Annotated in this window: 8 protein-coding genes and 1 riboswitch; of the genes, 6 read left to right on the top strand and 2 right to left on the bottom strand. The window is 46.0% G+C overall.

Annotation, left to right across the window (positions count from 1 at the left end; genetic code table 11):
• Nucleotides 1-67: 67 nt before the first annotated feature.
• Complete coding sequence (locus G589_RS20090) at nucleotides 68-2,794, bottom strand: transglycosylase domain-containing protein (protein ID WP_035776196.1); 2,727 nt, start codon at nucleotides 2,792-2,794, stop codon at nucleotides 68-70.
• 190 nt (nucleotides 2,795-2,984) lie between these two features.
• On the opposite strand from G589_RS20090, the gene G589_RS0114295 reads away from it, so the two are divergent.
• A complete protein-coding gene (locus G589_RS0114295; protein WP_026522602.1) occupies nucleotides 2,985-3,614 on the top strand; it encodes a YigZ family protein in 630 nt (209 codons plus the stop codon).
• A gap of 47 nt (nucleotides 3,615-3,661) precedes the next feature.
• On the opposite strand, the gene typA is transcribed toward G589_RS0114295, so the two are convergent.
• The gene (gene typA, locus G589_RS0114290) at nucleotides 3,662-5,497 is read right to left on the bottom strand and encodes a translational GTPase TypA (RefSeq protein ID WP_022769623.1); all 1,836 of its coding nucleotides are present in this window, start codon (nucleotides 5,495-5,497) and stop codon (nucleotides 3,662-3,664) included.
• Between the two features lie 174 nt (nucleotides 5,498-5,671).
• On the opposite strand from typA, the gene G589_RS0114285 reads away from it, so the two are divergent.
• The 5 genes from G589_RS0114285 (at nucleotide 5,672) to hisA (ending at nucleotide 11,185) form a co-directional block, all read left to right on the top strand.
• Nucleotides 5,672-7,105 carry a TldD/PmbA family protein gene (locus G589_RS0114285; protein WP_026522601.1) on the top strand — a complete coding sequence of 478 codons (1,434 nt, stop codon included), beginning with the start codon at nucleotides 5,672-5,674 and terminating at the stop codon, nucleotides 7,103-7,105.
• Nucleotides 7,106-7,119: 14 nt separating this feature from the next.
• Nucleotides 7,120-8,391 (top strand): metallopeptidase TldD-related protein, encoded by a 1,272-nt coding sequence (locus tag G589_RS0114280; RefSeq protein WP_026522600.1) that lies wholly within the window; start codon nucleotides 7,120-7,122, stop codon nucleotides 8,389-8,391.
• A gap of 91 nt (nucleotides 8,392-8,482) precedes the next feature.
• Nucleotides 8,483-8,655: riboswitch (Lysine riboswitch) on the top strand.
• A 98-nt stretch (nucleotides 8,656-8,753) separates the two neighbouring features.
• Nucleotides 8,754-9,644 (top strand): 4-hydroxy-tetrahydrodipicolinate synthase, encoded by an 891-nt coding sequence (dapA, locus tag G589_RS0114270; RefSeq protein ID WP_026522599.1) that lies wholly within the window; start codon nucleotides 8,754-8,756, stop codon nucleotides 9,642-9,644.
• Complete coding sequence (gene dapB, locus G589_RS0114265; RefSeq protein ID WP_026522598.1) at nucleotides 9,644-10,399, top strand: 4-hydroxy-tetrahydrodipicolinate reductase; 756 nt, start codon at nucleotides 9,644-9,646, stop codon at nucleotides 10,397-10,399. The genes dapA and dapB overlap by 1 nt, the downstream gene beginning before the upstream one ends.
• 12 nt (nucleotides 10,400-10,411) lie before the next feature.
• Complete coding sequence (hisA, locus tag G589_RS0114260; protein ID WP_026522597.1) at nucleotides 10,412-11,185, top strand: phosphoribosylformimino-5-aminoimidazole carboxamide ribotide isomerase; 774 nt, start codon at nucleotides 10,412-10,414, stop codon at nucleotides 11,183-11,185.
• Nucleotides 11,186-11,636 lie beyond the last annotated feature (451 nt).

Raw genomic sequence — 11,636 nt, 5'->3', positions numbered from 1 at the left:
GAACCGTCCCCACTGACTCCCAACTGACTCAAAAAGACCAAGGGAATTGCTTCCCTTGGTCTTTATTTTAATTGCCTGCTGCTACGTTCTCAGGAACCTGGTCAACCACGGTCTCCTGAGCCTGCTGCTCCGGCGGAGCACCTTCGCCTGCTGCAGCAGCTGCTGCGGCAGCTGCGTCCTGGAGAAGTTGCCACTCACCCTGGATGATACCTTCGATGCCCTCCTGTTGCATGTATTCAGGAGTGTGACGGCACTGGTTCAGCACCATGACGGTCTCGCCGTTTTCATTGGTAGTAGTTGTATATGCCGAATTGCCCGGCGTGTAGTTTACAAAGCCTGACTGGAGTGCCGGTGGAACTTCAGGTGTCAGTTCGAATACGCCCTGTGCCTTGAATGGACACTGCTCGGTAGCAGGAAGTCCGTCGAGAGCACATATTGTTCCGCCGTAATGTACATCGCAGCTCTCTGTGGGAACAGTGCCTTCCTCAAAATACTCTGAGATGAGAGTTCCGTCGCAAAGGCCTGCAATAGGCTGTTTTCCTGATCTTGCACAGACTGTTGCAGATACGATTCCGCTTGGGGTAGAGAAGGAGGAGTAAGGAAGGTCCTTGTGAACCTGTTCCATAACCTTTCTCCACATGGTCTTTGCAAGGTTCTTCTCTGCTGAAACAGTCATCTTGGCGTTGTTGTCATAACCTGCCCAGGTTGTTGCTGTGTAGTAGTTGGTGTAACCTGCAAACCAAACGTCGTTGTAATCTGAGGTTGTACCTGTCTTACCTGCAATGGCTGTGGTTCCGAAGTTTACAGAACCACCGGTACCACTGGTAACAACGTCCTGCATTGCACTTGTCAGAAGGAAAGCGGTTGTCTCTTTTAAAACACGCTTTGATTCCGGCAGGGTATTATCTAAGATAACATTTCCGTCGTGATCAACAATTTTGGTGTAGAGCTTGGGCTTAATGTATACTCCGCCGTTGGCGATTGATGCATAAGCGGCATTAAGCTCGAAGTTCTTAACGCCCTTGGTAAGTCCGCCCAGAGCCGTTGACTGCTGGATATCGGAGAAGATCTGTCCGTTGATCTCTTCTTTTTCTACAAGGGTTGTGAATCCGAAGTTCTTAAGGTAATCAAAACCGAGCTGAGGTGTGATGAGCGTAAGGGCCTCAACTGCGATTACGTTCATGGAATCCCTGATGGCTGATCTTACTGTGTTAAGACCTCTGTAGGATGAACCCCACCAGTTTCTTACAAGTGTTCCGTTGGCGTAGGCAAACGGAGCATCATTAAATACTGTAGCAAGAGTAAGTCCTGCGCTGTCGATACCGGGAGCATAGGTTGAAAGAACCTTGTAGGTTGAACCCGGCTGACGGTAGGAGTCGGTAGCACGATTGAGGGTACGGCTGGCAGTCTTTTGACCACGTCCGCCCACCATGGCTACGATATAACCTGTGGACTGTTCCTCAACAGTGATTGAAACCTGTGGCTGAGGAGTCAGGGTGATCTTCTCGCCCAGAACCTCGTCGCCTTCGTTCATGACTACGGACTTGTACTCCTCGATCGCTGCTTCTGCAGATTCGTGGGAGTCGTAGATCATGTTAAAAGAGCTCTTTTGCTGCTTAAAGTATGACTGGAACATCTCACTGCTGTGATTGGTCACGGTTCCGTCAGGTGCCTGTACTGAAAGCTCGTAAGCAAGAAGGTACTTGGTGCCTTCAGGGTAATTGCTCTCGTCCTGGAATACGGAATCACAGATTCTCTGGATGTCCGGATCCTGTGTTGAATAAATCTTAAGACCGCCACTGTAGAGAAGGGTGTAGGCCTGAGTCTCGTTGTAACCTGCTGCAATAAGATCATCGATAACGTCGTTGGTAAGAGCATCTACAAAGTAGGAGTTGATGGTGGAATCTCCACCGGTCTCCTGGTTGACGTTCTGGATCCTTGAATAAACATCATCTGCCAAAGCTGTGTCATACTCAATCTGAGTGATGAACTTGTGCTTGAGCATGTTGTTAAGGACCTTGGTACGACGCTCGGCGTTCTTTTCGGGATGGGTGATGGGGTTAAACCTGCTCGGATTCTGAGTAATGGCAGCAATTACTGCGCACTCTGAAAGGTTAAGGTCTGAAACAGGCTTGTTGAAATATCTAAGTGATGCAGCCTGTACACCCAGTGTATTCTGGCCAAGGTTGATGGTGTTCATGTAGTTGAGAAGGATATCTTCCTTGGACATTCTCTTCTCAAGCTGAACGGCCAGGTACTGTTCCTGAATCTTACGTTTTACACTTTGCAAAAATGTTTCGTCTGTCCATCCGGAGAATACGCTGTTCTTTAAGAGCTGCTGGGTAATAGTAGAAGCACCCTGTGAAAAATCACGAGTTGTGATTCCTACGTAAGCAGCACGAATAATACCCTGGATATCAATACCGTTGTGCTCATAGAATCGCTCATCCTCGATAGCAACGAAGGCCTTTGAAAGCAGCTCAGGTATCATGTCCCCTGTAACCGGGATACGGTTTGAATCCGTGGATACGAGCTTTGCAATCTGATTGCCGTCGGTGTCATAGACGAAGGTTGAAAAACCTCTTGGCGTAACATCAATATTTGAAATATCCGGAGCGTTGTCCCTGATTCCGTTGAAAACACCGATTCCCGCACTTGATCCAATAATTACTACTCCAAGGATCAGCGCCAGCATAATATAAAAACCGAAAAGACTGAATTTCTTTCCCCATTTGTCGGTACCGGAACTCAGCGCTCTTGCCTGCTGAACGATACCTCTTTTACCATAGTTCATATACTTTCCTCGCATATTTTTAAAACTATTAAACCAATCTATTATACCACATCCCACGTTTTGAGCAAAATTTGGGTTTGGGGAGTCAGTGGGGACGGTTCTCTTTGACTCGTTTTGCAAAGCGAAATGAGTCAAAGAGAACCGTCCCCACTGACTCCCCTGACTCACACACTTATGGTATACTCACTTTATGAGCAGAGAATCTTACAAAGTCATAACTAAAGATGGAATCGGCGAGATCGTCGAGAAAAAGTCGCGTTTCATCGGCGCTGTTTACAACGTCGAGAGCACGGAAGAGGCCGAAGCAAAGATCGCGGAAATATCCAAGAAGTATTGGGATGCGAGACACAATTGCTACGCCTATGTGATAGGAGAAAACAGCGAGATCTCAAAGTGCAGTGATAACGGCGAACCTTCGGGAACAGCAGGAAAGCCTATCCTTGAAGTCATAAACGGAGCAGGGATCACCAATGCCCTGATAATAGTTACAAGATATTTCGGAGGAGTACTACTTGGAACGGGAGGCCTTGTCAGGGCCTACACTCAGGCAGCACAGGCGGCACTTGCAGATGCTGAGGTGGGGGAAAAGGTCTTTTCCCAAAAGCTCACACTGACCGTTGGCTACAACATGATAAATAATGTCCAGTATTATCTTGGACAGAACAATATAGCTATCGCCGATTCAAGATATGAAGCAGATGTAAGCTTTGATATCTGCGTAAAAGAGTCGGACCTTGAGACCATAAAAAACGGCCTTACGCAAAAGTGCGAAGGCCAGATAACCATAACAGAAGGCGACAAGGGCTACTACATATTATAAAAGAAAAAAGCAAGAACCAAATTGAACGGTCCTTGCTTTTATTATTATCAGTTGTTCTTCTTAAAGCCTGCTCTCTTACGAAGTGTAGGATCAAGAATTCTCTTACGGATTCTAAGGCTTGTGGGTGTTACCTCCAAAAGTTCGTCGTTGTCGATGAACTCGATGCACTGCTCAAGGCTCATTACACGAGGTGGAACGAGACGAAGTGCTTCATCGGATGCAGATGTTCTTGTGTTTGTGAGGTGCTTGGTCTTGCAGACGTTAACCTCAACATCCTCGCTCTTTCCGCTGGTTCCGATGACCATTCCTGAGTATACCTTGTCACCTGTCTTGATAAAGAGCTGTCCACGGTCCTGAGCATTGAAAAGACCGTATGCAGTTGCTTCACCGTTCTCGAATGCGATAAGGGATCCTGTCTTACGATAGTTCATGTCTCCCTTATAAGGTGCATATCCGTCGAAGATTGTATTGATGATTCCGTTACCCTTTGTATCTGTCATGAACTCACCACGATATCCGATAAGTCCGCGGGAAGGAATGTTGAACTCGATCCTTGTGTAGCCACCGTTTCCGGCACCCATGTTTACAAGCTCACCCTTTCTCTCGCCGAGCTTCTGGATAACGCTTCCTGAGAACTCGTCGGGAACGTCGATGTAGCACTTCTCCATAGGCTCAAGCTTGTGGCCTTGCTCGTCTGTGTGGTAGATAACCTCGGCCTTACTTACTGCAAACTCAAAGCCTTCACGACGCATGGTCTCGATAAGAACTGAAAGGTGAAGCTCACCTCTTCCTGAAACCTTGAAGGTCTCTGTTGTATCTGTATCTTCAACTCTTAAGGATACGTCTGTGTTGAGTTCCTTGTAGAGTCTGTCACGAAGGTGACGGCTGGTTACGTACTTACCTTCCTGTCCTGCAAGAGGAGAGTCGTTAACAATGAAGTTCATTGAGATTGTAGGCTCTGAGATCTTCTGGAAAGGAATTGCAACCTGATTATCAACTGAGCAGAGTGTATCACCGATCTTAAGGTCCTCGATACCTGAGATGGCAACGATGGAACCGATCTTGGCTTCCTGAACCTCAACTCTTCCAAGTCCGTCGTACTCATAGAGCTTACCAATCTTGGTCTTAACGCGGCGCTCAGGGTCGTGGTGGTTTACAACAACGACTTCCTGGTTAACCTTAACAACACCGTTATCTACCTTACCTACACCGATACGTCCAACGTACTCGTTGTAGTCGATGGTGCTGATAAGTACCTGTGTGCTGGCCTCAGGATCGCCTACAGGAGCAGGGATGTAGTTGATGATAGTATCGAGAAGAGGCTTCATATCTGTGCCTGCCTCATCAAGGCTAAGTGAAGATGTACCTGCCTTGGCTGATGCAAATACGAATGGGCAGTCGAGCTGCTTGTCATCAGCGCCAAGGTCCATAAGAAGCTCAAGAACCTCATCGATAACATCGTTAGGTCTTGCCTCGGGTCTGTCGATCTTGTTGATACATACGATAACGGGAAGTCCCAGTTCCATTGCCTTTCCAAGAACGAATTTGGTCTGTGGCATAGGACCCTCGAAAGCGTCAACTACAAGGATAACGCCGTTAACCATCTTAAGTACACGCTCAACCTCTCCGCCGAAATCAGCATGGCCGGGAGTGTCGATGATGTTGATCTTGATATCTTTGTATGTGATAGCTGTATTCTTAGACATGATGGTGATTCCACGCTCTTTTTCAATATCGCCGGAATCCATAACACGCTCAACAACCTCCTGGCCTTCACGGAAGATTCCGCTCTGACGAAGAAGTCCGTCTACAAGAGTTGTCTTACCATGGTCTACATGGGCAATGATCGCTACGTTCCTTACATCATTTCTAGTCTGCTTCATAAATCTTTTGTCTCCTTAATATAGAAAAAACACATCCATTTCAAACTAAGGAATTATAGCACGCAAGTATTACATGTTCAACATAAAAATTTCACAGAAAACAAGGGCCTTTTATGATAAAATTAAGCATGGTTGCGCAAAAAGTGACCAATTTATGAAAGAAAAGGGGAAAAAATGAAGGCGAAATTTTCAACATATTTAAATGATATCGCGCCTGGTTTAAAAGACCTTATTGCAGAACTTGCAAAGAGCTATGACTATGTAAGCGTTCTTTCAACGGATTCCGTTGGCTTTAATGTCAGGGTTTCACAGCGCGTTAAGTCCGTGAGCGGATCGACACTTACCACTGAGAGAGGAAACGTCATCAGGGTCTACAAGGACGGCCTTTACAGCGAATACTCTTTTAACAGATTTGATCCTGAGAGGGCAAAAGACATGGCGGCTGAAGTGAGGGGCGTTCTTGATGCCCAGATGTCCGTCCTTGCGGCAACTAAGTCTGAAATCTACAACACTCCCAAGCTCGATGATGAGAAGCAGGAGCTCTTTGTGGAGATGGAGACAGGCTCACTTCCTGAGGAGACAGATCTTTCAGCACTTGTTGAAAAGCTCCAGAAATTCAGCGACGAGGGCGTAGCCCTTTCCGATGAAGTCATTGACTGCAACTGCGTGGCTCAGTCAACTCACATCTGCAAGATGTTCCTTACAGCCAATAAGGACCTTCGTCAGAGCTATGTTTATTCAGAAGGCGCTGCATTCATCATCGGCGCAAGGGATGGCAAGAGTGACCAGTCCTTCAGTGGAATCTCAGACAGGCTGGGACCTGAGATCTTTGACGGAATGGGAGAGGTGGTAAAAGAGAGCTTCAGAGGACTTAACGATACTCTCGGTGCCGACCACGTGATCCCCGGCGAGTACGAGATCATCACAACACCCGAGATTTCCGGACTCATTGCCCATGAGGCTTTTGGCCATGGCGTTGAGATGGATATGTTTGTTAAAAAGAGAGCTCTCGGAGCAGAATATTTAGGCAAGAGAGTCGGCTCAGACATTGTTACCATGCATGAAGGAGCAAAGTGCGTAAGAGACGTTACCAGCTATGCCTTTGATGATGAGGGAACTCCTGCTGGCGACGTTGTAGAGATCGACAAGGGAATCCTTAAGACCGGTGTTTGCGATGCTCTCGCAGCACTTAGGCTCGGAACAAAGCCTACAGGAAACGGCAAGAGAGAGAACTTCGAGCACAAGGTTTACACCAGAATGACCAACACTATGTTTGATCCCGGAACCTCCACCAAGGAAGAGATGATAAAGAGCGTTAAGAAGGGCTATCTTCTTGAAGGAATGGATTCGGGCATGGAGGATCCCAAGCACTGGGGAATTCAGTGTATCGTGGCAAGAGGATATGAGATCATTGACGGTAAGCTCACAGGCAAGGTTGTTTCACCTGTTATCATGACCGGATATGTGCCCGATCTTCTGGGCTCAATTTCCATGGCCAGCACAGACTACGAATCCCATGGAAACGGCGCCTGCGGTAAAGGACACAAGGAATGGGTCAAGACCGTTGACGGAGGCCCATATCTTAAAGCCGTAGCGAAACTTGGATAAAGGGGAAACAGAAGATGACAGATAAAATAATTGAACTTTTAAAAGCTCAGGGTGTTGATGCCTTTGAAGTTACAGATAAATGCACAAGCGCCTGGGAGTTTTACTTTATAAAGCATGAGCTTGACCAGAACAGAGTCCGTGATGTCGAGCATATCGATGTTACAGTTTACAGAAAACTTGAGGATGGGAAATTCCTCGGAAGCGCAACTCAGGAGATATCACCCACAGCATCAGAAGAGGAAGCAAAAAAGATAATTGCTGATCTCTACGAGAGAGCCCAATATGTAAAGAACCCATACTACGAGCTCAACAAAAAGAAGGTAGAAGGCGGCGGAGAGAAGTTTGACCCGGCACAGATGGCCAGGGACTTCATCGAAGCTATGCAGCAGATTCCGGAGACTTCAGGCGAAGACATCAACTCCTACGAGATCTTTGCAGAGAGCAACACAAGAAGATACGTAAACTCAGAGGGCGTTGATGTTACAGTCAGCTATCCCAGCTCAACGGTAGAAGTCGTTGTAAACGCAAGAAACGATGAGCACGAGATTGAGCTCTATCGCATGTATACTTCAGGAACCTGCGACAAGGATAATCTGGTAAAAGAGATCTCGAAGACCTTAAGTTTTGGTAAGGACAGGCTTGTAACGGTTCCTACACCTGCACTGGATAAAGCGACAGTTCTTTTTACAACAGCTGATGCGGTAGAGATCTTCAAGTGGTTTGCAATGAAGATGCACGCAGCATTTAAGTACCGCGGATACTCGGACTGGGAGAAGGGCAAGGCCATCTGCGAAAATGTAGAAGGCGATACTTTTACCATCAAGGCAGTGAAAGAACTTCCCAACTCCTCCTATAATGCACCGGTAGATTCTCAGGGTGCAGAGATACGCGACATGTATATCTTAAAGGAAAACGTTTCGGAGAACTTCTGGGGAGATGCTCAGTTCCGCTATTACCTCGGCGTTCCGGATTCCTTTATAGCAAGTAACTTCACTGCTGAAGGCGGATCGCTTTCCGAGAACGAGCTTAGGTGTGGCAACTACCTTGAGCCTGTCGAGTTCTCAGACTTCAGTGTCGACCCGATAACAGGAGACATCGCAGGAGAGATAAGACTTGCTTACTGGCATGAGGGAGATAAGGTAACACCTGTAAGCGGAGGCTCTGTTTCCGGAACTCTTTCAGACCTTATTAAGAATGTAAGACTCTCAAAAGAGCTTAAGCAGTATGACACAACTCTTATTCCAAGTGCCGTAAAGATAGAAAACGTCACTGTTACAGGAGCTTAAGGCCGATCATTTAATGCTGACTTTATGGCAAAAAGTGCCTATGTATTGACAGGTTGTTGACCTGCGTTGTACTATTTAAAAAACACATAAGACATTAGATAGAGGTTGCGTATTTAATGAGTAACTTCGCGGATGCGACAGGAGCAGATGAAACGAAGTGGAAGGTAAATATGCCGAAAGGTTCAGTGACCTGTAAGCTGAATGCTTGGGCATACAGTTAAGAGCTGTATGACTGTCATCGCAAGATGGGGCGCTATCAATAAGCTTAATCATTATGGCTATTTTTTGTTAGGCTTTTGGCGGCTCATCAGAATCTCTGATGAGCCTTTCTTTATCTAATCAGTGCTAAGAAGGAGGAAAACATGGCTATATTTAAGGGAGCGGGAGTTGCCATCGCGACTCCATTCAAAGAAAATGGAGAGGTTAATTACGAGGAGTTTGAGAGACTGATCGAATTCCAGATCGCAAACGGAACAGATGCCATCATCGTCTGCGGAACAACAGGCGAGGCAGCAACCATGTCAGAAAAAGAGCACATGGAAGTAGTTAAGTTCTGTATCGACAAGGTGGCAAAGAGAATCCCTGTCATCGCCGGAACAGGTTCTAACTGCACAGAGACAGCAATCGAGCTTTCAAAGCTTGCCGAGGAATACGGAGCAGACGGTGTTCTTCAGGTAACTCCATATTACAACAAGGCTACTCAGGGCGGACTTATTGCTCACTTCTCAGCCATTGCAGACGCTATAAACATTCCGATCATTCTTTACAACGTACCCAGCAGAACAGGATGCAACATCCTTCCTGAGACAGCTGTTAAGCTTGCAAAAGAGCACAAGAACATTGTCGGCATCAAGGATGCAACAGGAAATATTTCCCAGACCATCAAGATGATGCAGCTTGCAGAGGGCGCAATCGACCTCTATTCAGGTGATGACGACCAGATTGTTCCAATCATGTCAGTTGGCGGACTTGGCGTAATCTCAGTTCTTTCGAATGTTGCACCAAGACAGACACACGAGATCTGCCAGAAGTGCCTGGACGGCGATTTTGCCACAGCTCGTGAGCTTCAGTTCAAGGCTTATCCTCTGGTAAAAGCTCTTTTCTCAGAAGTTAATCCTATCCCTGTTAAGTCAGCACTTAAGATGATCGGATTTAACGCAGGACCGCTTCGCCTTCCTCTCACAGAGATGGAGCCTCAGAATCAGGAAAAGCTTAAGGAAGAGATGATAAAGTTCGGTCTGGAGGTTAAGTGATGGTAAAAATGATAATGCACGGCTGTAACGGCCGTATGGGTCATGTGATCGTCGATCTCTGCAAGGAAGATCAGGATATTCAGGTAGTTGCAGGTGTAGATGCCTTTGGCGAGAATACTTATGATTTTCCTGTATTTAAGAGCCTTTCAGAGTGCAATGTAGATGCAGATGTAATCGTTGATTTCTCCAATGCTTCAGCAGTGGACGGACTTCTTGACTACTGCACAGCAAAGGGAATTCCTGTAGTTCTCTGTTCAACCGGCCTTTCGGCTGAGCAGCTTGATAAGGTAAAAGAGGCTTCTTCCAAGGTTGCAGTTCTTAAGTCAGCCAACATGTCTGTAGGTGTGAATGCACTTATCAAAGTGCTTAAGGAGGTTTCACCTCTCTTTGCAGCAGCTGGCTTTGATATTGAGATCGTAGAGAAGCACCACAACCAGAAGCTTGATGCTCCTTCAGGAACAGCTATTGCTCTGGCTGATTCAATCAATGAGTCTTTAAATAATGAGTATGAGTATGTTAATGATAGAAGCACAAGAAGAGAAAAACGTCCTGTAAAAGAGATAGGAATCTCTGCAGTCCGTGGCGGAACCATCGTTGGTGACCATGATGTTATCTTTGCAGGTCACGACGAGGTTGTGACTCTTTCTCACAGAGCATATTCAAGAGCAATCTTTGGAAAGGGTGCCATTCAGGCAGCCAAGTTCCTGGCAGGAAAGAGCGCAGGAATGTACGATATGAGCGATGTACTTCAGTGAGGTTTGTGATACATGAGATTCAGGCCCTGTATTGATATTCACAACGGCAAAGTTAAACAGATAGTCGGATCAAGCCTTAAGGATGCAGGAGACAGCGCTTCTGAGAACTTCGTTTCTGCAAGAGGCGCTGATTACTACGCCAGAATGTACAAGGAGCTGGGACTGTTCGGTGGCCATATCATTCTGCTCAATCCTCAGGGAAGCCCTTTCTATGAGATGACGAAAAAGCAGGGAATATCGGCGCTTATGGCAACCCCCGGACTATTGCAGATTGGCGGAGGCATTACAGATGAAAACGCCTCAGAGTTTATAGAAGCCGGAGCTTCGCATGTTATAGTCACTTCTTTTGTATTTAAAAATGGCCGTATCAATAAGGCCAATCTCAAAAAGCTGGTAAAAGCAGTGGGAAAAGAGAGACTGGTTTTGGATCTCTCCTGTAAGAAAGTGGAAGATGATTACTTTGTAGTAACCGACAGATGGCAGAAACTTACTGATGTTAAGCTTGACGTCGCCACTATGGATGATCTTTCGGACTACTGCGATGAATTTCTTATTCATGCAGCAGATGTGGAAGGTAAACAGGAAGGCATTGAAGAAAACGTAGCCACAATCCTTGGACAATGGGCCAAAAAGCCTGTGACCTACGCGGGTGGTATAAAGAGCTGCAGTGATATAGAGCTTTTGAAAAGGCTTGGAAACGGAAAGGTCGACGCCACCGTGGGAAGTGCGCTGGATATCTTTGGCGGAAACCTTAAGATAAAAGAAGTAATAGAAGCCTGTAAATAAAAAATATTGTAAAACTCAAAAGAACCATCTGGTCTACACCAGATGGTTCTTATGATTAATCATTGTTACAATATTGCAAATTCAAAATAAATCTATTTTAGAATAAGGCACCTTGTAGTCTGATTAAATGCTTTAGTTACTCTGAATTAATGTGAACTTCCACGATAATTAACACTCGTTGGACAATGATGAGATAATTATCAAAGAAAAGGCTTAAAATCGGCGTTTTTATTGCATGCAACCTGGATATATGGTATCATAATAATGAGTTAATTAACACTCGTCAGGAGGAGCCATGTATCTTAATATAACGGTAGAAACACCGGCTGTTGGAAACGGCATATCGCACAAGCCGATAAAGGGAACAAAGTATGTTTACTACGAGCATGGGCGGAGGTATGATCCCAAGAAGGGATATACCGTTCCTCAGACCACATCCATAGGAAAGATA

It is taken from the genome of Butyrivibrio sp. VCB2001, from assembly GCF_000423965.1.
Classification (GTDB): Bacteria; Bacillota; Clostridia; order Lachnospirales; family Lachnospiraceae; genus Butyrivibrio.
Note: the sequence above shows the minus strand (reverse complement) of the source record. Positions and strands in the feature narration are given on the sequence as shown.